Genomic DNA, 21,631 nt, shown 5'->3' on the forward strand with positions numbered 1-21,631 from the left:
AGGGAGAGGGGGCTGACCGAGGTGTCCTGCGAGATATATCGACCTGAAAAACCGAGTCGATTGCGGATTCAAAGCAAATCGTTCATGTCGGTGGATTTCTGAAGCATCCCCCAATCAGTCCCCTCTCCCTTTGGGAGAGGGTTAGGGTGAGGGGGCTGTTGGATCAGTCGGCGATCTAGACCGCAACGTGATACGGGTTCCGCGGATCATGATTCCAGTCCAGAAACGGCTTCCCAGTCTCCATCGGCACCATCTCGATACAGTCCGCCACCGGACAAGTAATCTGACACAGATTGCAGCCCACACACTCCTCATCAATCACTTCATATTTATGCGTACCGTCCGCCTGCTTCAGACTGCTGATCGCCTGGTGTGAAGTGTCCTCGCAAGCAATGTGGCAACGCCCGCAGCCAATGCACGCATCCTGATCAATCTTCGCGATCACCTGATAGTTGATGTCGAGGTACTTCCAGTCCGTGGTGTTGCCCACCGCGCGCCCGGAAAACTCGGCGATGCTGGCGTAACCCTGACTGTCCATCCACCGCGACAAACCGTCCTTCATCTCCTCGACAATGCGGAACCCATGCAGCATCGCCGCCGTGCACACCTGCACCGCGCCGCTGCCCAGCGCCATGAATTCCGCTGCATCACGCCAACTGCCAATACCGCCAATCCCGCAGATCGGCAAGCCCTGGGTCTGCGGGTCGCGGGCGATTTCGGCGACCATGTTCAGCGCAATCGGCTTCACTGCCGAGCCGCAATAACCACCGTGGGTGCTTTTGCTGCCGACGGTGGGCAGGGCGACCATGTGTTCCAGGTCGACGCTGGTGATCGAGTTGATCGTATTGATCAGCGACACCGCGTCCGCACCGCCGCGATGGGCGGCGCGGGCGGCGACGCGGATGTCGGTGATGTTCGGCGTCAGTTTGACGATCACCGGCAGCGAGCAATAGGTTTTGCACCAGCGCGTGACTTGCTCGACATATTCCGGCACCTGACCGACCGCCGCACCCATACCGCGTTCAGGCATGCCGTGCGGGCAGCCGAAATTCAGCTCGATACCGTCAGCGCCGGTGGCTTCCACCAGCGGCAGGATGTGTTTCCACGACTCTTCGACGCACGGCACCATCAGCGAAACGATCAGCGCGCGGTCCGGCCAGTCCTTCTTCACCTGAGTGATTTCGCGCAGGTTGATTTCCAGCGAACGGTCGGTGATCAGCTCGATATTGTTGATGCCCAGCACTTCACGGTTATTGCCGTAGTGCGCCGAGTAACGCGACGACACGTTGACCGCCGCCGGATCCTCTCCGAGGGTTTTCCAGACCACGCCACCCCAGCCCGCTTCGAAGGCGCGGACCACGTTGTAGGCTTTGTCGGTCGGTGGCGCAGAGGCCAGCCAGAACGGATTCGGCGCTTTGATGCCAGCGAAGACAATCGACAGATCGGCCATTTACGCAGCCTCCACGTTAAGCATCAGTTGAGCATTGATCGCCTCGGCGGCGCGTTTGCCGTGCTGCACGGCTTGCACGGTGAGGTCCTGATCGAGGCTGGTGCAGTCACCGCCGGCATACACGCCGGGGATGCTGGTGCGCAGGTTTTCATCGACGTAGATGCGTTCGCCCTGACGCTTGAGTTCACGGGCCAACGGGTCGGCGAGGGCGCTGCCATCGAACGCCTGACCGATGGCTTTGAAGATCGCGTCGGCGGCCAGCTCGAAGGTCTCGCCGGTGGTTTGCAGGCGACCGTCGACCAGATCGGTGCGGGCGAAACGCATGCCGCGCACTTGGCCCTGAGCGTCGAGCAGCACCTCTTCCGGTTGTGCCCAGGTCAGCAGGCGCACCTGATTGGCTTTGGCGATGTCCTGTTCATGACCGGTGGCGCCCATGTCGGCAGCGCCACGGCGATACACCAGATTGACGTCGCGGGCCCCGAGGCGAGCCATTTGCACGGCCATGTCGATCGCCGTGTTACCGGCGCCAAGGACGATGCAGCGTTCGGCCAATGGCAATTGCGTGAGGTCATCGGCCTGGCGCAATTCGCGAATGTAGTCGGTGGCAGCGAGCAGGCCCGGCGCATCTTCGTGGGGCAGGCCGAGTTGTTTGCTGGCATTGAGGCCGAGGCCGAGGAACACCGCGTCGAACTGCTGATGCAGTTCGCTGAGGGTCAGATTCTCGCCGAGTTTCTGCCCGTGACGAATCTCGATGCCGCCGATCTGCAGAAGGAAATCCAGTTCCTTCTGCGCGTAGTCGTCGACCAGTTTGTACTTGGCGATTCCGTATTCATTGAGACCGCCAGCCTTCTCCCGCGCTTCGAAAATCACCACGTCATGACCGTGCATGGCGCTGCGATGCGCACAGGACAAACCGGCCGGCCCGGCACCGACCACGGCGATGCGTTTGCCGGTCGCTGCGGCGCGCTGGAACGGATGTTCGCTGAAGTGCGCGTTGTCCACGGCGTAGCGTTGCAGCAGGCCGATCAGTACCGGCGCGCACTCCTGAGCGTTGTTGCGCACGCAGGCTTGTTGGCAAAGGATCTCGGTTGGACAGACACGCGCGCAACTGCCACCGAGGATGTTCGCCGAGAGGATTTTCTGCGCTGCGCCGGGGACGTTGTCCTGATGAATGTTGCGGATGAACGACGGGATGTCGATCTCGCTGGGGCACGCATTGACGCACGGCGCGTCGTAGCAATACAGGCAGCGCGAGGCTTCCAGATGCGCCTGCCGGTCATTGAGCGGCGGCGCCAGATCGGTGAAATGCCCGGCGAGGGCGGCCGCGCTTTCGTGCGGGTGGGGGAGATGGTTCAGGGTCTCGATCACGGTTTATGGCCTCACGGTTATTTGAGGTGCTGCCTCTGATGGGCATTGGTTTTTGTGTTGCCTGGACTGGCCTTTTCGCGAGCAGGCTCGCTCCCACAGGGGAATGCGTTTCAAAGGTGGGAGCGAGCCTGCTCGCAAAGGCCGAAGGCCTGGATTTCAGCGTTTCACAGCAGTCGGCTTATGTTGCTCAGCCCGCTTGCTCAGCAAATCAAACACCGCCGGATACGCCGGCCGTTCGATATACCGCCCGGCGCCACGCTCGGCACGCAGGTCGCCATCGGCCCAGACCACCCGGCCCTGGCTGACGGTATGGCTCGGCACGCCGCGCACGGTCTTGCCTTCGAAGATGTTGAAGTCCACCTGCTGATGGTGGGTCTTGGCGGAAATGGTCCGGGTGCCTTGCGGATCCCACAGCACCAGATCGGCATCGGCGCCGACGCGAATCGCACCTTTGCGCGGATAGAGATTGAAGATCTTCGCCGTGTTGGTGGAGGTGAGGGCGACGAAATCCTGCATCGAAAAACGCCCGGAGTTAACCCCCTCATCCCACAGCACTGCCATGCGATCTTCGATACCCGCCGTACCGTTGGGGATCTTGCTGAAATCATCGCGGCCGGCGGCTTTCTGCTCGGCGCAGAAGCAGCAATGGTCAGTCGCGGTGGTGTGCAGATTGCCGTTTTGGAGTCCGTGCCACAGCGCCTCTTGATGGCCGCGCGGACGGAACGGCGGGCTCATCACGTAACCGGCAGCGGTCTGCCAGTCCGGGTGTTGATAGACGCTGTCGTCGAGCAACAAATGCCCGGCCAGCACTTCGCCGTACACCGGTTGGCCCTTGCTGCGCGCATAAGTGATTTCGTCGAGGGCTTCCTTGGTCGAAACGTGCACCAGATACAACGGCGTGCCGATGGTTTCAGCAATACGAATCGCCCGGCTCGCCGCTTCACCTTCAACCTGCGACGGCCGCGACAGCGGATGCGCCTCCGGCCCGGTGATGCCCTGCGCCATCAACTTGCGTTGCAGGTGATAGACCAACTCGCCGTTTTCCGCGTGCACGGTCGGCACCGCGCCGAGTTCCAGGCAGCGCTCGAAACTCGCCACCAGCGTGTCGTCGGCGGCCATGATTGCGTTCTTGTAAGCCATGAAATGCTTGAAGCTGTTGATCCCGTGATGGCTGACCAGCTCGGCCATTTCCTCACGAACCTGCTCGCTCCACCAGGTGATTGCGACGTGAAAGCCATAATCCGACGCCGATTTCTCGGCCCAGCCGCGCCACTGATGAAAGGCTTCCATCAGCGACTGCTGCGGATTGGGAATCACAAAATCGATGATCGATGTGGTGCCGCCGGCCAGACCTGCCGCCGTGCCGCTATAGAAATCCTCGCTGGCCACGGTGCCCATGAACGGTAGTTGCATGTGCGTGTGCGGATCGATGCCGCCAGGCATCAGGTATTGGCCGCTGCCGTCGAGGACTTCGGCGCCGGCGGGAATATCAAGGTTTTCACCGATGGCTTTGATCACGCCGTCGGCGCAATAGACGTCGGCGCGATAACTTTCATCATGGGTAACAACGGTGGCGCCACGGATCAACAGAGACATTCCGAGTTCCTCGCAGGCATTGACCGACTTGTGCCGGTTCTAGATGTTTTATTGATGTACGGCGATGAAAGGCGTATTCCTGTCAGCGCTGTCAGGAATAGAAACTAGTCGCAGATTTGCAATAGAGCAAGATTATTTTTTATAAGCTTATGACTGTTTTAAGTGTATGAAAAATAACGATAAAAAACGTAAATCACCAAAATGGTGAGGCTGTTCACCATTTTGACGCACTTGACAGGATGGAAATATGAGCAAGATTTCCTATGTGAAATCAGCCGCTTGAAGTTGAGCTGCGGCTGCTCGCTCACGATGAAAATAAATGCAGTGCACCAGTTTGAGTCCTGTCTGTTCGGACAACTTGCCAGGTGTTTAGCCTGAGCACCCAGACAAGTTTCCGCGAACTCCTCCGGTGAATAATTAAAACTGATGAATATCAGAAAGTTGCAAAGCGTTTGACCCTCGGCCCGATGCGTAAGCGGGGCACCCGGCACGTTTATTGATGCCGCCGCTGACACCTTGGCCGGTGCACGAAAGTTGTCAGTTCCTCCGGCCATCGTCCGGCTCGCACCCGCGTGTGCCTGCCGCCTGATGAGCAAAAAAATAATCAGAAGAACAGTGGAGCGGCCATGCAACAGATCAGATCGCAAGTGACCGAGCGCGACGGCTTGTTCGAACTCGAAGCCGGCAGCGACGTCCTCGACAGTCCCCGTTACAACCACGATATGGCACCGACCAAGGTGCATGAACGAACCTGGAACAAATGGCACATCACCGCGCTGTGGGTCGGCATGTCGATCTGCGTGCCGACTTATACCCTCGGTGGCGTGCTCACGGCGTACTTCGGCTTGAGCGTCGGTGAAGCGCTGCTGGCGATTCTGTTCGCCAACATCATCGTCCTGATTCCGCTGACACTTAACGCTTTCCCCGGCACCAAGTACGGCATCCCGTTTCCGGTGTTGCTGCGCTCGTCGTTCGGCATTCTCGGTTCCAACGTGCCGTGTCTGATTCGTGCGTTGGTGGCGTGTGGCTGGTTCGGCATTCAGACGATGTTTGGCGGGTTGGCGATTCACCTGTTTCTCGGCTCGGTGTTCGAGGGCTGGAAATCCCTTGGCGGCACGGGGGAGGTGATTGGCTTCATGGTGTTCTGGGCGCTGAACCTGTGGGTGGTGATTCGCGGCGCTGAGTCGATCAAGTGGCTGGAAACCTTGTCGGCGCCGTTGCTGGTGGCGGTCGGCATCGGTCTGCTGGTGTGGGCGATGCCCAATGTATCGATGAGCGAATTGATGGCGATCCCGGCCAAACGTCCAGAAGGCGCGAGCGTGTACGGTTACTTTGCCGCCGGCCTGACGGCGATGGTCGGCTTCTGGGCGACGTTGTCGTTGAACATTCCGGACTTCAGTCGTTACGCAAAGAGCCAGAAAGATCAGATTCTCGGGCAGATCATCGGCCTGCCGCTAACCATGTTTCTGTTCGCTGCGCTGGGTGTGGTGATGACCGCCGCGTCGGTGAAACTGGTCGGTGTGACGGTGTCCGATCCGGTGACGCTGATCGGCCATATCCAAAGTCCGGTGTGGGTCGCGGTGGCCATGGCGCTGATCATCATCGCCACGCTGTCGACCAACACCGCAGCCAACATTGTCTCGCCAACCAACGACTTTCAGAACATCGCGCCGAAGGTGATCAACCGCACCAAAGCGGTGTTGCTGACCGGGTTGGTCGGGCTGTTGTTGATGGGGCATGAGCTGTTGAAGAAGCTAGGCTGGATCGTTTCCGAGGTCAGCCTGGAAAGTGTCTACTCCAACTGGCTGCTGGGTTATTCGAGCCTTCTCGGACCGATCGCCGGGATCATGGTGGTGGACTATTTTCTGATCAAGAAACAGCAATTGGACCTGGCCGGGTTGTACCGCGACGACGTCTATCCAGCGTGGAACTGGGCCGGGTTTGTTGCCTTTGGCGTACCGGTGGTGTTGACCGTGATGTCGCTGGGCAGCGATGCGTTCAGCTGGTTTTACAGCTATGGCTGGTTCACCGGCTCGGCGCTGGGCGGGATTATTTATTACGGGTTGTGCGTGATGCGCGCGCAGCCTTCGGTCGTGAAGTCGGCGGTGTAGCACATGATCATTCCCACGCTCTGCGTGGGAATGCAGCCCGGGACGCTCCGCGTCCCAACAGCGGACGCAGAGCGTCCATGGATGAGTTCCCACGCAGAGCGTGGGAACTATCGGTATCAGCACTGAGGAGATCCCCATGAACGCAGCCGTAGACGTTCTGCAATCGAGCCATCAGCACATCAACCGCGACCGCCTGTGGGCCTCGCTCATGGAACTGGCCAAACTCGGCGCGACGGTCAAGGGCGGGGTCTGTCGCCTGGCCCTGACCGATCTCGACCGCCAGGCCCGCGACCTCTTTGTGCAATGGTGCAAGGACGCCGGATGCAGCGTCACGGTCGATGCCGTCGGCAACATTTTTGCCCGTCGCCCGGGACGCAATCCCGACCTGCCGCCAGTGATGACCGGCAGCCACATCGACACCCAACCGACTGGCGGCAAGTTCGACGGCTGCTTCGGCGTACTCGCCGGCGTCGAAGTCCTGCGCACGCTCAACGACCTCGGCGTGGAAACCGAAGCGCCGCTGGAAGTGGTGGTCTGGACCAACGAAGAAGGCTCGCGCTTCGCCCCGTGCATGATGGGCTCCGGGGTGTTCGCCGAGAAATTCACCCTCGAAGAAACCCTCGCCAAAGTCGATGCCGACGGCGTCACCGTCGGTGAAGCGCTGAACGCCATTGGCTATGCCGGTCCGCGTAAAGTCAGCGGGCACAAGGTCGGCGCCTATTTCGAAGCACACATCGAGCAAGGCCCGATCCTCGAAGACGAACAGAAAACCATCGGCGTGGTGCTCGGCGCGCTGGGGCAGAAGTGGTTCGACCTCAAGCTGCGCGGCGTCGAAGCCCATGCCGGTCCAACGCCGATGCACCTGCGTAAAGATGCACTGGTCGGCGCCTCGGTGATCGTCGGTGCGGTCAACCGCGCCGCCCTCGGCCATCAACCCCATGCCTGTGGCACCGTCGGTTGCCTGCAAGCCTATCCCGGCTCGCGCAACGTCATTCCCGGCGAAGTGCGCATGACCCTCGATTTCCGTCACCTGGAACCGGCGCGCCTCGACTCGATGATTGCCGAGGTTAAACAAGTCATCGAAGCCACCTGTGAAGAACACGGTCTGACTTATGAACTGACGCCGACAGCGGACTTCCCGCCGCTGTACTTCGAAAAGGGCTGCGTGGAAGCGGTGCGCGGCGCAGCGAAAGGGCTGGGTTTGTCGAATATGGACATCGTCAGTGGCGCCGGACATGACGCGATTTTCCTCGCCGAACTCGGCCCGGCCGGAATGATCTTCGTGCCGTGCGAAGGCGGCATCAGCCACAACGAAATCGAGAACGCCGCGCCGGATGATCTGGCGGCGGGGTGTGCGGTGTTGTTGCGGGCGATGCTGGCGGCTTCGGCGATGGTCGCGGGAGGGCAGCGGGCGGCTTGAAGATGAAAAGATCGCAGCCTTGCAGCAGCTGTCGAGTGTAACGAGGCTGCGATCTTTTCCTGTCACCCGAACGTCACGAACCTGTGCGATGTTGCCGGCCCATGAAAATCATCACCTCCGGCGCGTCCTATCTGGACATTGACGCCTACGCCTGCTGCATTGCCTATGCCGAATTGCTCAACCTGCAAGGCATTCCCGCCCGCGCCGTCAGCAGCGCGCCTGCCAACGCCAGCGTTTCGCCAAGCGTGCTCGGCTGGGGCGCGGCTTTTCACGACTACCAGCCGACATCGGACGATGAGTTTGTCTTGGTCGATGTCTCGGACTATCACCATTTCGACCCGTTGGTGGTGCTTGAACGGGTGGTGGAGGTCATCGACCATCATCCAGGCTACGAAAACTATTGGCAGCAGAAGCTTGGATCTGCTGCCGATATCCGCCCGATCGGCGCCGCAGCAACTCAGGTTTTTCAGCGCTGGCAGGCGGCCGGTGTGCTGCCGCAGATCAGCGTGCAAAGTGCCGCTTTGCTGGCCACCGCGATTCTCGACAACACGCAGAATTTCACCGGGCAGATGACCACGCCAGCGGACATCGAGGCTTACGTCGACCTCGCTTCACGGGCAAAACTGCCGGCAGACTGGCCCCGGCAGTATTTTCTCGAGTGCCAGGCCAACATCGAGTCGAACCTTGCCGCTGCATTGGCAGCCGACTCGAAACGGATGAAACCCGAGAGCAACCTGCCATGCTTTTTCGCGCAAATGACTGTTTGGGATGCCGACACCTTGCTGCAAAAGCACCGGCCGATGATCAATTGCTGGATGGCAGAGCAGGGCGATGACTGGCTGCTGAATGTGATCAGTATCCGCGACCGCGAAAGCTGCTTTCTGGCGCCAGCCGAGGTCAGCCAGCAAAAGCTCAATCGCTTGTTGCCACTCGACTGGCAGGGCGGATTGGCCGTGCGCGTACCCTCAATGCTGCGCAAGGAACTGTTGAAATTGGCACTGGACGCTGGCAGTCACTGCGCACCAAACACCATCGTCCAGTAAACCCCTTCATCACTGCGCGCTTCACTGGCAAACCCGGCACCGACCTGGGTAAACATCGGGTTCATCAGGTTGGCGCAGTGCCCGGGGCTGGCCAGCCATCCGGCCATGGCTTTGCCCGGTGAACTCTGTCCGGCGGCGATGTTTTCACCGATTTGCCGACCGCGATAGCCGGCTGCACGGGCGCGATCGGCAGGCAGGTCGCCGTCCGGATCGCGGTGGGCGAAGTAGTTGCCGTAAGCCATGGCTTTGCTGTGCCCCTGCGCGGCGGCGCCCAGCGCTGCGTTCCAGCTCAACGGCCGGGCGGCGGCGAAGCGCTGGCGTCCGCACATCCGTGGCCGGGCGCGCGCGGCATTGACCTCAGCGAGCAAGGCCTTGCCGACGCTGCGGTTATCGCCAACGCGGCTGTCGAGCACCGGTTGCGCCAACACCACTTGCCATTCATTACGCGAACGACTGATGCCGATGTCGGCATAGCTCGCATCCAGCAGCGCGGCGCAGTGTTCGTCTTGCAGCAAGTCGAAGGCCTCTTCGGCGTCCTCGGCCCCAATCACGCGAATACTGCGTACCGCGATGGCGGAATACCCGGACGACTTCAGCGCTTCACGCATGCCGCCGGCGTAGCGATAACCGATCGGCAAGGCCAGGTTCGACTTCAGCGCCAACGGCGCCAGGCGTTGTGCCGGACGTCGATCGCAACGTTGTGGATGGGCACGATAGTCGTTGATGGCGGCCACCAGTTGTCGCTCCGCGCCGGCATGGGCGGTTTCCGCGAACAGCGGCGAAAGGATCAGCAGGCACAGCGAAACGAAGCGAGACGAACGAACGGCGTGGCGCATGAGACGAGCAGCTCTGAAGAGGGACAGCGCAAAAGTTGAGTGAGCCGCAGAAAGCGGCGCGAGTAGGACTGGGCTTTTTCGACTTGGTTCAAGGGGCGGTGAAGGCTTTACGGCGAAGCGACGAACAGTGGAATCAAACAGAGCGCTATGTTGCGCCGGATGACGCTATCGCGAGCAGGCTCACTCCTACATTTGGAATGCGTTCCCCTGTAGGAGTGAGCCTGCTCGCGATGGCGTCACTGAAAACAATACAAAAGACACAGGCAGACCACTATCACCGATTCAACACATCCTTCATCCACTGCAAATACTGCGCACGATCCGAGATCGAGTTATGCCCCGAATCCGGCACCACCCGGAGCATCGCCACGCCTTGCGGGAAACTTTCCAGCAAACGCTGGGTGCTGGCGCGCGGAATCACCTCGTCATCACTGGCCGCGAGCAACAACGTCGGCACGCGGATATGCGCGGCGTACTTGCCGGATTCAAATCGGTCCTTGAGCAACCACTGCACCGGCACCCACGGATACTGGCGCGCCGCGATTTCTTCGAGGCTGTTGTAAGGCGTCACCAGAATCAGCTGTTGCAGCGGCCGCTGACTGGCCAGACGCACCGCGACGCCCGATCCCAGGCTGCGGCCAATGAGCGAAACCTGCGGGTGGCTGGCGTACACCTGATCAAAAAGTGCCAAGGCATCCTCGGCAATCGCCGCTTCCGACGGTGAACCGCCGCTGCCACCGAAACCGCGATAGTTGAGCAAATACACTGCGTAATCGGGAAACGCCTCGGCAAACTCCGGCAGATTGCGCGATACGTCCTCGGCATTGCCGCCGAAATAGATCAGCGCCCGTGGCCCGACGCGCTCGCGGGTGATCACTGAAACCCGCGCGTCCGGCATCGACAGGATCAGTTGTGAGTCGCTGCCGCCGACGGTATTGGGCTGCGGAAAATAGATCAGCGAGCGCTGAAAAAAGAACAGCGCTGCGCACAGCACCAGGTACACGACAACGATCAATGCGACGAGTGACATCAGGGTTCGGGACATTCGGCTACTTTTAACGGTGTGTGAAGGATCGCTGTCGCAGTGTAGTTCAGCCCTGCCACCGGGCCGCTCGCACACACAACAGGCAACAGATCCACGCAGCAGGGGAACCAGCATGAGCCACACTGAGGGTTACTCCCGTCGCCAATTGCTCACGCTGGCTGCCGGGGTTTCGGCGGTCTTCACCATTGATCGGGCGCTGTCCACAACCACCACGTCCACGACCACCGGAGGCCAAACCATGCAGACCCGTGCCATCCCGTCCAGTGCCGAGTCGCTGCCCATCGTGGGCCTGGGCACCTATCGCGGCTTTGACGTCGCCCCCGGTGACCCGGCCTATCGGCAATTGCCGGCGGTGCTCGATGAGCTGTTCAAAAAGGGCGGCACGCTGATCGACAGTTCACCGATGTATGGCCGCGCCGAACAGACTGCCGGTGAGCTGCTGTCGATCCACGAACCGCGTTCGCCAGCGTTTCTGGCGACCAAGGTGTGGACGCGCGGGCGCAAGGAAGGCATCGCGCAGATGGAACAGTCGTTCAGCCTGCTACGCACCGAACGCATCGACCTGATGCAGATCCACAACCTGCTCGACTGGCAAACCCACCTGCCGATCTTGCGTGAATGGAAAGCTCAGGGACGGATCCGTTACATCGGCATCACCCATTACACGCCCTCGGCCTATGAGGAAGTCGAATCGGTGTTGAAGGCCGAACAACTGGACTTTCTGCAAATCAATTACGCCCTCGATGACCGAGGCGTGGAGAAACGTATTTTGCCTTTATGCCGCGAACGTGGCGTCGCGGTGATCTGTAATCGGCCGTTCGGTGGCGGGGGACTGCTGGCCCGGCTCAAAGGCAAACCGTTGCCGGGCTGGGTGTCGGATGTGCAGGTCAACAGCTGGGCACAATTGGCGTTGAAGTTTCTGCTCTCGCATTCGGCGGTGACTTGCGTGATCCCGGGCACGGGCAATCCGCGCTATATGGCCGATAACGCCAAGGCCGGGTTCGGGCCGATGCTCACCGATGCGCAACGGCATCAGTTGATTGCGTTAGCCGCGGGATAATCGATCTCGTAGACGGCGCTTAACCGCGATAGCGCAACGCCTCCAGCAACAACGCAAACGCCGGCGCCGCCTGACGTCGGCTCGGGTAGTAGAGGTGATAACCGGCAAACGTCGGGCACCACTCGTCCAGCACTTGCAGTAAACGGCCGTCGGCCAGATACGGCGCGACGATGTTCTCCGGGATGTAGCTCAGGCCAAAACCGTCCAGCGCAGCGTCGAGCAACGGGTAGACGCCGTTCAGAGTGATCTGCCCGGAGACCCGCACTTTCAGGCTTTCGCCATCCTTCTCGAACTCCCAACTGTACAACCCGCCGTTGGTGGGCAGGCGCAGGTTGTTGCAGGCGTGCTCGGTCAGATCGCGTGGCGTTTGCGGCGCGATTCGTTTGGCGAAATAGGCCGGTGAGCCAACCACCGCCATGCGCATGTCGGGGCCGATGCGGGTGGCAATCATGCCTTGCGCGACGTCCTCGCCCAAGCGCACGCCAGCGTCGAAACCCTGGCCGGCGATGTCGACGAAACCATAGTCGCAGCTCACCTCGACGCTGATGTCCGGATATTTGGGCAGAAATTCCTTGAGTACTGGGCGCAGCAGCCAGTCCAGCGAATGGTCGGTGGCGTTGAGGCGGATCTTGCCCGCCGGGGTGTCACGTAGATTGCTCAGTGCCGCCAGTTCCACTTCGATCTCTTCGAAGCGCGGGCCGATGGTTTGCAACAGGTGCTCGCCAGCCTCGGTGGGCGAGACGCTGCGGGTGGTACGGGTCAGCAGACGCAGGCCCAAACGGGCTTCGAGTGCGCGGATGGTATGGCTCAACGCGGACTGCGAGACACCGAGCTTGGCCGCGGCCTTGGTGAAACTGCGCTCACGGGCCACGGCGAGGAAGGCGAGCAGGTCGGTGGCGTTTTCTCGAAGCATTGATGAGTGTCCTGCATAAGTTTTTTCAAATTCTAGTCGATTATCTGAAGAGTTGACGCCGGTAGAGTGCTGACATTGTTTATCTGGAGGAATTGCCATGAACCCGATTGCCGCTTCTGCGTTGACCCTTTCTCTGTTGGCGGGTGAGGTGCAGGCCAATGAAAATCCCCGAGTGACCGTCACCCCGAATGGTTCGCAACCTTCGGCCAAGGGCCCGTCAGATTGGTTCACTGGCACTGTGCGGGTGGATGCGCCGTTCAAAGGCTCCGACGCGGCGCGGATCAGTGGCGCGACAGTGACGTTTGAGCCGGGCGCGCGTACCGCGTGGCATACGCATCCGTTGGGGCAGACCTTGATCGTCACGGCCGGTTCCGGTTTTGTGCAGGAGTGGGGGCAGCCGGTTCGTCAGATTCGTCCAGGGGATACGGTGTGGATTGCACCGGGGGCCAAGCATTGGCATGGTGCGGCGCCCGGTACGGCGATGACTCATATTGCTATTGCTGAAGTGCTTGATGGCAAGGTCGCGGATTGGATGGAGCAGGTGAGTGATGAGCAATATCCGTCAACCGAGTGAGGCTTTTCCCTCACCCCAGCCCTCTCCCGAAGGGAGAGGGGGCCGACCGAGGTGTCTGGCGTCATACATCGACCTGAGAGACCGAGTCGATTATGGATTTACAGGAAAACGCTATCCATCGATCTGAAAGTGCTGTGTCAATTATGGATTCACAACAGGACGTTCAAGTCGGCGCAGCTTCCGAACATCCCCGGATCGGTCCCCTCTCCCTTTGGGAGAGGGCTAGGGTGAGGGGCTCTTTTCAGGCGTTTAGATCATCTCCGGCAGTGAAGAAAGGATTTTATCGAGGGTAACCGGATACTCCCGTACTCTCGCCCCCGTAGCGTTGTAGATCGCATTAGCCACCGCCGCACTGACCCCGCAAATCCCCAACTCACCGACACCCTTGGCCTTCATCGGCGAAGACACTGGATCAGTCTCATCAAGAAAAATCACCTCCTGGTGCGGTATGTCGGCATGCACCGGCACCTCGTACCCGGCCAGATCATGATTGACGAAAAACCCAAGTTTCTTGTCCACCGCCAACTCTTCCATCAACGCCGCACCGACGCCCATGGTCATCGCACCGATCACCTGACTGCGTGCCGAAGTCGGATTGAGAATCCGCCCTGCTGCACACACCGCCAACATGCGCCGCACGCGCACTTCACCGGTGGCAGCGTCGACGGCGACTTCGACGAAATGCGCACCGAAGGTCGACTGCTGATACTTCTCGGCCAGATCACCGAACTCGATGCTGTCCTCGCCGACCAGCGCGCCGCCTTCAGCCGCGTTGCGCAACGGTACGCTCTTGTTGCCGAGCCGCACCTGACCGTCGACAAACTCCGCCTGATCCGCCGCCATGCCCAGCTTGCCCGCCACCGCTTCACGCAGTTTTACGCACGCGGCATAGACCCCGGAGGTCGAGCAGTTACCGCCGAACTGGCCGCCGGAGCCGGCCGACACGGGGAAGTTCGAGTCACCCAGCCGCACCACCACCGCGTCGAGGCCAACGCCCATCATCTCGGCGGCAGTCTGCGCGATGATCGTATAGCTGCCGGTGCCGATATCGGTCATGTCGGTTTCCACAACAATCTTGCCGTCACGCTCCAAATGCACGCGGGCGCCGGACTTGACCAGCAGGTTGTTGCGAAACGCCGCCGCCACGCCCATGCCGATCAGCCAGCGACCTTCACGACGGCTAGCCGGTTGAGCCTTGCGCTGGTTCCAGCCGAATTTCTCGGCCCCGGTCTGCAGGCATTTGACCAATTGCCGCTGGGAAAACGGCCGTTCGGTCTTCACCGGATCGACCTGCGTATCGTTGAGAATGCGGAATTGCACCGGGTCCATCTTCAGTTGCTCGGCCATCTCGTCCATGGCGATTTCCAGCACCATCAACCCCGGTGCTTCACCCGGTGCACGCATGGCGTTGCCTTCGGGCAAATCGAGCGGCGCGAGGCGCATGCTCACGCGACGGTTTTCGGCGGCGTACAGCAACTGGCTCGGTTGTGCAGCGAGTTCAACCTTGCCGTCGGCAAGGTTGCCCGACCAGCCTTCGTGAGCGATGGCGGTGAGCTTGCCGTCCGCCGTGGCGCCCATGCGGATGCGCTGAATTGTCGCCGGACGGTGCGTGGTGTTGTTGGCCATCTGCGGGCGGGCGAGGGCCACTTTCACTGGTCGGCCAGCCATGCGCGCACCGAGGGCGGCAAGAATCGCGTCGGCGCGGATGAACAGCTTGCCGCCGAAACCGCCACCGATATACGGCGAGACCAAACGAACTTTTTCCTTCGGTAAACCGAGGGTTTTCGCAATGTCGCCGACACTCCACGCGACCATCTGATTGGAGGTCCACAAGGTCAGTTGATCGCCTTTCCACGCTGCCAAAGTCGCGTGGGGTTCCATCATCGCGTGGGACTGGTCCGGGGTGGTGTAAGTCTGATCGAACTGTACCGGCGCGGCGGCAAAGGCCTTGTCGAAGTCACCATGATTGACGTCGGGCAACTCGTCTTTCGGCTCGACGCCCAAGTCTTTCACGCTGGCCAGATCGAATTTGCCTTCGACGGCCTCGTAATCGACCTTGACCCGTTGCGCGGCGGCGCGGGCCTGTTCGAAGGTCTCAGCGACGACCAGCGCGACGGCCTGCTGATAATGCTGCACTTCGGGACCGGCGAGCAGGTGGGCGGCGTTGTATTGACCCTTGTCGAGCTTGCCGGCATTCGCGGCGGTGACAATCGCCAGCACGCCCGGCGCGGCTTTCGCCGCGTCCAGATGAATGGCTTTGATCCGCCCTTTGGCGATGGCCGCATCGACCATGACACCGTAAGCCTGATTGGCGGCCGCTTCATGTTGCTCATAGGCATAAGTGGCCTGGCCGCTGGTTTTCAACGGGCCTTCGATGCGCTCGGTGGGTTGGCCGATGACCTTCAACTGGTCGATCGGGTTGGTGGTGGCGGGCGTGTCGAATTTCATGCTTCATCCCTCGCTTGCGCCAACACCGAGCCGAGCGTGCGCTCGACCAGGGTCAGTTTGAACTGGTTGTCGTGGGTCGGCGTGGCGCCGTCGAGCAGGCGTTTGCTGACGGCTTTGGCGCCTTTTGGCAGCAGCGCTTCGGCCGCTTCAACCCGCCACGGTTTCGGCGCGATACCGCCGACTGCAACGCGACCGCTGCCGTCTTTTTGCAGGATCAGACCGACCGAGACCAGCGCGAATGCGTAGGACGAACGATCACGCACCTTGTGATAAATGTGGGTGCCGCCGACGGGCGCGGGCAGTGTCACCGAGGTGATGAACTCGCCGGGCGTCAGGCTGGTTTCGATGTTCGGCGTGGTACCGGGCAACTGGTGAAAGTCGGCCATGGCGATGCTGCGGGTGCTGCCGTCGGGTTTCACCGTGTCAATCTGCGCATCGAGAGCACGCATGGCAATCGCCATGTCACTCGGGTGCGTGGCGATGCAGGCGTCGCTGACGCCGATGATGCCCAGTTGCCGACTGACCCCGCCAATCGCCGCGCAACCGCTGCCGGGATTGCGTTTGTTGCAGGCTTGATGGGTGTCGTAGAAATACGGGCAGCGCGTGCGTTGCAGCAGGTTGCCGGCGGTGCTCGCCATGTTGCGCAACTGTCCGGAAGCCCCGGCGAGCAAGGCGCGCGAGAGCAGGGCGTAGTCTTGCCGCACGCGCATATCGGCCGCCAGATCGGTGTTGCGCACCAGCGCGCCGATGCGCAAGCCGCCCTCGGGTGTGGCTTCGATCTGATCCAGGCCGAGGTGGTTGACGTCGATCAGGTGCAGCGGGGTTTCGATGTCGAGTTTCATCAAGTCCAGCAGGTTGGTGCCGCCAGCGATGAAGCGTGCGCCCTCGACCTGTGCGGCTTGCGCAGCGGCAGCGGCGGGGGAGTCGGCGCGGCTGTAATTGAACGGTCTCATGCCGGTACCTCCGCGACTTCAGTAATGGCTTCGATGATGTTCGAGTACGCACCGCAGCGGCAGATATTGCCGCTCATGCGCTCCTGAAACTCTCTGGCGATCAACTGCGGCGCCTCGGTGAGGCTCTCACTGACGTGGCTGGGGATACCGTCGCGGATTTCCTTGATCACTGACACCGCCGAGCAGATCTGCCCCGGTGTGCAATAGCCGCACTGATAGCCGTCGTGCTTGATGAATGCGGCCTGCATCGGGTGCAGATTGTCGGGCATGCCGAGGCCTTCGATGGTGGTGATCTCGCTGCCTTCGTGCATCACCGCCAGGGTCAGGCAAGAGTTGATGCGTCGACCATCGGCGATCACCGTGCAGGCGCCGCACTGGCCGTGGTCGCAGCCTTTTTTGGTGCCGCTCAGGTGCAGGTGCTCGCGCAAGGCATCGAGCAGGGTGGTGCGGGTGTCGACGTCAAGCGCACGCGGCTTGCCGTTGACGTTGATCGTCACTTTGCTCATAGCCGGTTGCTCCAGATTGGCCGCGTAGGCCTTGAGGCTGATAAACGGCGGCATCGCGAACGCGGTGGCGGTCACGGCGCCGAGGATCAGAAATCCGCGTCGGGAAATCGTCATGGTTCGATTCCTTTTCTCTCTTCATCAGGGCAGCAGGGTCGTGAATGGCCCAAGCGGGCAGCCAGCGTCATCGCCGGTCTCGTAAAGGAGTGACTGCCGAAGAGAGGAAAAGGTTTTTGCGGATTTGCGCTATAGAGTTATGCGTGTGGTTCATCAATCGCCTGACTTGGCACAAATCCCTGTGGGAGCGAGCCTGCTCGCGAAGAGGTCGGCACAGCCAAAGTCTTCATTGCCTGACCGGCCGCTTTCGCGAGCAGGCTCGCTCCCACCTTTGAAATGTGTTCGGCCGGACTAATGCCCACCCACCACCATCGAGGTAAACGGCGCCACATACGCCTGCAACGTCACCAGCCCGCCGACCAGAATCGCCAGCACAATCGAGTGGAAGAACACATAGCGCAGAATCTCGCCTTCATGCCCATACCAACGGGTCGCGGTGGAGGCGACCACGATCGATTGCGCATCGACCATTTTGCCCATCACCCCGCCGGAGCTGTTCGCCGCCGCCATCAGGATCGGACTGATCCCGAGCTGTTCCGACGTCACCCGCTGCAAGCCGCCAAACAGTACGTTCGAAGCGGTGTCGGAACCGGTCAGCGCGACGCCCAGCCAACCGAGCAACGTGCCGAACATCGGATAGAAAATCCCCGTCGCGGCAAACGCCAGGCCCATGGTCGCGTCAAGTCCCGAGTAGCGCGTGAGAAACCCGAGCGCCAGCATCGCCGCAATGGTGATCAACGAAAACCGCACCACCCACAACGTGCGCAGGTATTGCTTGATCAGTTGCGGGATCGAATAGCCCATCAGCAAACCACCGACAATCGCCGCCAGCAGAATCCCGCTGCCGGTGGCGGTGAACCAGGTGAATTTGTACACCGCTTCCTCGGCTTTCGGGGCCGGTACCACCGGCGGGACTTTTTGCACTTGCAGGTGCAGGGTGGTGAAAGTCACGGTTGGGGCGAAGATCGGATTAGCCTCGTTCAGCGGCTTGCCAGTCGGGTCGAGTTTGGCCGAGTGGGTGACCGGATCGATCGCCGGCCGGACATCGAAGATGTTCTTGAAGCCCTGAGTACCCCAGGCAAACACGAACACGGTGAGGATGATCCACGGCATCCACGCGCGCATCACCGCCGGGCGCGCCTGATCGCTGAACGCGGCGCTGGCAGTGACTTTTTCTTCCTCGACTTTGGAATTGTCGACGCGCCCTGACAGCGCTGCCGAAGTGTGAATGGTCGCCGGTTTCCACACCTTCAAAAACAGCGTCAGACAGGCCATGGAAATCAGCGCGGCGATCACGTCCACCAACATTGGGCCGTGGTAGTTCGACACCAGAAATTGCGGGATCGCGAAGCTGACGCCGGCCACCAGAATCGCCGGCCAGATCTCCAGCATCTTGCGCCACCCGGCGAAGGCCCAGATCAACCAGAACGGTACCAGCACCGAGAAAAACGGCAACTGCCGACCGACCATCATCGACAGCTCCATTTCATCCAGGCCGGTGACTTTGGCCAGCGTGATGATCGGCGTACCGAGTGCGCCAAATGCCACCGGCGCGGTGTTGGCGATCAGCGCCAGACCCGACGCGGCCAACGGCGAAAACCCGAGACCGATCAGAATCGCCCCGGTCACCGCTACCGGCGTGCCGAACCCCGCCGCACCTTCGAAAAACGCACCGAAGCAGAAAGCGATCAGCAGCAACTGCAAACGGCGGTCATCGGTGATCCGCGCAAGGGAATCCTGCAGCACTTTGAACGAGCCGTTCTCGGTGGTCAGACGGTGCAGAAAGATGATGTTGAGGACGATCCAGCCGATTGGCAGCAAGCCATTCGCCGCACCGAACAACGCCGCAGAACCGGCCATGCTCGCCGGCATGCCGAAGGCAAAAATCGAAATCAGCAGGGCGGACGCCAGCGCCAGCAGCGCCGCGAGATGCGCCTTGACGTGGAAGAACGCCAGCGCCGCAAGCATCACCACCACCGGTACGGCGGCCATGAGCGTGGAGATCACCGGGTTGCCGAACGGGTCGTAAATTTGCTGCCAGACCATGGTCCACCTCTGCTTGTTGTTATTGAGGGCGCAGATCCATTGCGTGGGGCTTGGTTGCAAGGAGTATAGGTGGCATTTCGCCGCTGCTCGGGCAGCGCGGGCGGGGCGACAAACGGTCGATAGTGGCCAGTGAATCAACGGCGTTTTGCCCGGTCGTATCTGCGGCTGCGCGCACCGCGTCCTGAAGGCGCGGGGAGCGTCGCCGATTCCGTCGTCAAGACCTTGGTTTTAGGGAAGTGTTGAATGAAGCGCGCAACAACGATGCTGCTGACCGTGACCGCCGCCGTATTGCTCGGCGGCTGTGTCGCGGATTTTGATGATGACCACCGCCATGGCCGGCATTACGACCGCGATCATGGCCGCAATTACGACCACGACCGGCGCTGGGATGATCGCGATGATCGCCGCGATGGGCGTCGTTACTACCGTGATCGGGATGATGATTGATTGAACAAAAAGAGGGCGTTCCCCAAAAAGGAACGCCCTCTGTCATTAGCCCTCAATTAAAAGTGAGCGCTCGCCCGGACGCTGGATCGCGCAGGCACGGAGGCCTCGATGTCCAGCAAATGGGTGGCGAGAATGTCGCTCAGAAAACGGAACTGATCGTTGATGCCGACCACTTCATTGTTGAAATGATTGGTGGCGGCGGGCATCAGCAGATCTTCGAAATCTTCGTTGAACACCAGTGCCTGCGCCTTGTGCGACACGGCGTGCTGGTCGTAATAGTTGCTGCCGAACACCGGGAAACTCACGGAGAGTGTGACGTGGGTGTGAATCATGTTGTGAACTCCTCGTTGTGTTTCGGATGGGTCAATCGTGCCTTTGATGGGCGGTGGGCGGAAGGCAATCGTGGCGATGGTGAATATCGATGGCAGTGATGGTTGGGGTTTTTGGGGTGTTGCTGATGGCCTCATCGCGAGCAGGCTCGCTCCCACTTTGAAATGCATTCCCCTGTGGGAGCGAGCCTGCTCGCGAAGGCGCCAGTCCAGCCACAACCGGACAAACGGCCCGATACTCACACCTATACTCAAACTGCCTCCACACATTTGAAGGACACCCCCACCGTGAACCTCCGTGCGCTGCTCGTCGCCGCACTGTTGTTGCTGGCCGGCTGCGCCACTTCGGCGCGGGCGCCGGTGTCAGCGCCGCAAGCCGTGTTTGTCTCGCCGGCCACCTGGCAGCAGATCGACCGGGAAATCGTCAGCGCTTCGCAGCAGTCCACCGAGCAAGTCAAAGTCTTCGCCCGTGGCTCGATGGAACATTGGCGCACTCGGGTCTATCAGCAAACTGAAGAAAATTTCATTCCGTGGTTCAGCAGCTACTGGACCCAGGAATGGCTGTCGATGAAGGTCAGTTGGTACACGATCAATGCCGGCGGTGAGCAGGACGCCTCGGCCAAGCGGCTGGCGGCCTATCTGCTTGAGCAATATCAGGAAAGAGTGCTGGCGCCGGTGGCGGTGGAGATCGATCCGGATGCAATTCTGGGGCAGGCGACGGCGTTCTATGCGCAGTTGATGGCGCAGCAGATGCCGCTCATCGCCCAGCGTCATGGTGTGCCTGTCGCTCAGCTCAACGGGCGTTTGCAGAAAATCCCCGCCATTGCACTGGGCCCGCCGCCTGCGCGGGATGCTTCGTTGTTTCAAGTGATCAGCACGGAACCATTGAACACCTTGCCGGCCTATGCCGCGTTGATCGACAAGATCCACACTGACGGCGGCGCCAAGGGCATTGCCTCGACCGATGCCGGCATGGCCCCGGTGGCCAAGCGCGCCAGTCAGCGGATGGAAGCGGAAATGGCCCCGCGCGGGGCCGCCAGTGCTGTAGCGGCCGCGGCGGGGAAACTGGCTGGAGGGCTGATCTCGGTCGGTGTCGCCGGCATTCGCGCCATCCTCCAGGCCAATGACCGGCCCGACAGCGAAGCGCTGATTCGCAGCAGTCTGGGCAGCACCTTCGACAAAGCCTGGCTGAAACTGGTGCAGAGCCCGACGACCGGGGTTATGGCCGGCACGTTGCACGTGGCCGGGCAGGTCGAGCGCAATCTGGGTAGGGTTGATGAACCGTCGGTCGGCTTGGGCGTGAATCCTGTCGAATGGCAGCCGCCGCAATCGACTAACCAGCAGATCGAACCCAACGTGCAAGGAGAGTGAT

The 21,631-nt window shown here is 60.9% G+C and carries 18 protein-coding genes; 7 read left to right on the plus strand and 11 right to left on the minus strand.

Annotation, left to right across the window (positions count from 1 at the left end; translation table 11 throughout):
• Positions 1 to 175: 175 nt before the first annotated feature.
• From preA to hydA, 3 genes are all read right to left on the minus strand, one after another.
• Complete coding sequence (gene preA, locus HU754_RS12165; protein ID WP_093440896.1) at positions 176 to 1,450, minus strand: NAD-dependent dihydropyrimidine dehydrogenase subunit PreA; 1,275 nt, start codon at positions 1,448 to 1,450, stop codon at positions 176 to 178.
• A complete protein-coding gene (locus tag HU754_RS12170; protein ID WP_093440892.1) occupies positions 1,451 to 2,818 on the minus strand; it encodes an NAD(P)-dependent oxidoreductase in 1,368 nt (455 codons plus the stop codon). It lies immediately after the preceding gene.
• 156 nt (positions 2,819 to 2,974) lie between these two features.
• The gene (gene hydA / locus HU754_RS12175; protein ID WP_186624586.1) at positions 2,975 to 4,414 is read right to left on the minus strand and encodes a dihydropyrimidinase; all 1,440 of its coding nucleotides are present in this window, start codon (positions 4,412 to 4,414) and stop codon (positions 2,975 to 2,977) included.
• A 626-nt stretch (positions 4,415 to 5,040) separates the two neighbouring features.
• Between hydA and HU754_RS12180 the strand changes: the two genes are divergently transcribed.
• The 3 genes from HU754_RS12180 (at position 5,041) to HU754_RS12190 (ending at position 8,988) form a co-directional block, all read left to right on the plus strand.
• The gene (locus HU754_RS12180; protein WP_186624587.1) at positions 5,041 to 6,525 is read left to right on the plus strand and encodes an NCS1 family nucleobase:cation symporter-1; all 1,485 of its coding nucleotides are present in this window, start codon (positions 5,041 to 5,043) and stop codon (positions 6,523 to 6,525) included.
• Between the two features lie 136 nt (positions 6,526 to 6,661).
• Positions 6,662 to 7,945: a Zn-dependent hydrolase gene (locus HU754_RS12185; RefSeq protein WP_186624588.1), complete on the plus strand. Its 1,284-nt coding sequence runs from the start codon at positions 6,662 to 6,664 to the stop codon at positions 7,943 to 7,945.
• A 101-nt stretch (positions 7,946 to 8,046) separates the two neighbouring features.
• Complete coding sequence (locus HU754_RS12190) at positions 8,047 to 8,988, plus strand: DHH family phosphoesterase (protein WP_186624589.1); 942 nt, start codon at positions 8,047 to 8,049, stop codon at positions 8,986 to 8,988.
• Here the strand turns inward: HU754_RS12190 and HU754_RS12195 are convergent.
• A complete protein-coding gene (locus HU754_RS12195) occupies positions 8,958 to 9,824 on the minus strand; it encodes a CAP domain-containing protein (RefSeq protein ID WP_186624590.1) in 867 nt (288 codons plus the stop codon). The genes HU754_RS12190 and HU754_RS12195 overlap by 31 nt on opposite strands.
• A gap of 274 nt (positions 9,825 to 10,098) precedes the next feature.
• The gene (locus HU754_RS12200) at positions 10,099 to 10,869 is read right to left on the minus strand and encodes an alpha/beta hydrolase (RefSeq protein WP_186624591.1); all 771 of its coding nucleotides are present in this window, start codon (positions 10,867 to 10,869) and stop codon (positions 10,099 to 10,101) included.
• Between the two features lie 112 nt (positions 10,870 to 10,981).
• Here HU754_RS12200 and HU754_RS12205 point away from each other — a divergent pair, with 112 nt between their 5' ends.
• Complete coding sequence (locus HU754_RS12205; RefSeq protein WP_186624592.1) at positions 10,982 to 11,929, plus strand: aldo/keto reductase; 948 nt, start codon at positions 10,982 to 10,984, stop codon at positions 11,927 to 11,929.
• Between the two features lie 19 nt (positions 11,930 to 11,948).
• On the opposite strand, the gene HU754_RS12210 is transcribed toward HU754_RS12205, so the two are convergent.
• Positions 11,949 to 12,842: a LysR family transcriptional regulator gene (locus HU754_RS12210; protein WP_186624593.1), complete on the minus strand. Its 894-nt coding sequence runs from the start codon at positions 12,840 to 12,842 to the stop codon at positions 11,949 to 11,951.
• Between the two features lie 97 nt (positions 12,843 to 12,939).
• On the opposite strand from HU754_RS12210, the gene HU754_RS12215 reads away from it, so the two are divergent.
• Positions 12,940 to 13,416 carry a (R)-mandelonitrile lyase gene (locus HU754_RS12215; RefSeq protein ID WP_186624594.1) on the plus strand — a complete coding sequence of 159 codons (477 nt, stop codon included), beginning with the start codon at positions 12,940 to 12,942 and terminating at the stop codon, positions 13,414 to 13,416.
• Between the two features lie 249 nt (positions 13,417 to 13,665).
• Here the strand turns inward: HU754_RS12215 and paoC are convergent, their stop codons facing one another.
• From paoC to HU754_RS12235, 4 genes are all read right to left on the minus strand, one after another.
• Positions 13,666 to 15,864 carry an aldehyde oxidoreductase molybdenum-binding subunit PaoC gene (gene paoC / locus HU754_RS12220; RefSeq protein ID WP_186624595.1) on the minus strand — a complete coding sequence of 733 codons (2,199 nt, stop codon included), beginning with the start codon at positions 15,862 to 15,864 and terminating at the stop codon, positions 13,666 to 13,668.
• Complete coding sequence (locus HU754_RS12225; protein ID WP_186624596.1) at positions 15,861 to 16,817, minus strand: FAD binding domain-containing protein; 957 nt, start codon at positions 16,815 to 16,817, stop codon at positions 15,861 to 15,863. The genes paoC and HU754_RS12225 overlap by 4 nt, the downstream gene beginning before the upstream one ends.
• Positions 16,814 to 17,437 carry an aldehyde dehydrogenase iron-sulfur subunit PaoA gene (gene paoA / locus HU754_RS12230; protein ID WP_093440843.1) on the minus strand — a complete coding sequence of 208 codons (624 nt, stop codon included), beginning with the start codon at positions 17,435 to 17,437 and terminating at the stop codon, positions 16,814 to 16,816. Before paoA ends, HU754_RS12225 begins: the two co-directional genes overlap by 4 nt.
• Before the next feature lie 291 nt (positions 17,438 to 17,728).
• Positions 17,729 to 19,483: an L-lactate permease gene (locus HU754_RS12235; protein ID WP_186624597.1), complete on the minus strand. Its 1,755-nt coding sequence runs from the start codon at positions 19,481 to 19,483 to the stop codon at positions 17,729 to 17,731.
• A 243-nt stretch (positions 19,484 to 19,726) separates the two neighbouring features.
• Between HU754_RS12235 and HU754_RS12240 the strand changes: the two genes are divergently transcribed.
• Positions 19,727 to 19,930: a hypothetical protein gene (locus tag HU754_RS12240; protein ID WP_007918829.1), complete on the plus strand. Its 204-nt coding sequence runs from the start codon at positions 19,727 to 19,729 to the stop codon at positions 19,928 to 19,930.
• A gap of 56 nt (positions 19,931 to 19,986) precedes the next feature.
• Here HU754_RS12240 and HU754_RS12245 read toward each other — a convergent pair whose 3' ends face one another.
• Positions 19,987 to 20,262, minus strand: a complete 276-nt coding sequence (locus tag HU754_RS12245) for a hypothetical protein (protein WP_095047967.1) — start codon at positions 20,260 to 20,262, stop codon at positions 19,987 to 19,989.
• Positions 20,263 to 20,547: 285 nt separating this feature from the next.
• Between HU754_RS12245 and HU754_RS12250 the strand changes: the two genes are divergently transcribed.
• Positions 20,548 to 21,630 carry a hypothetical protein gene (locus tag HU754_RS12250; protein WP_186624598.1) on the plus strand — a complete coding sequence of 361 codons (1,083 nt, stop codon included), beginning with the start codon at positions 20,548 to 20,550 and terminating at the stop codon, positions 21,628 to 21,630.
• The last annotated feature ends 1 nt before the right edge of the window (position 21,631 follow it).

It is taken from the genome of Pseudomonas zeae, from assembly GCF_014268485.2.
GTDB classification, from domain to species: Bacteria; Pseudomonadota; Gammaproteobacteria; order Pseudomonadales; family Pseudomonadaceae; genus Aquipseudomonas; species Aquipseudomonas neuropathica.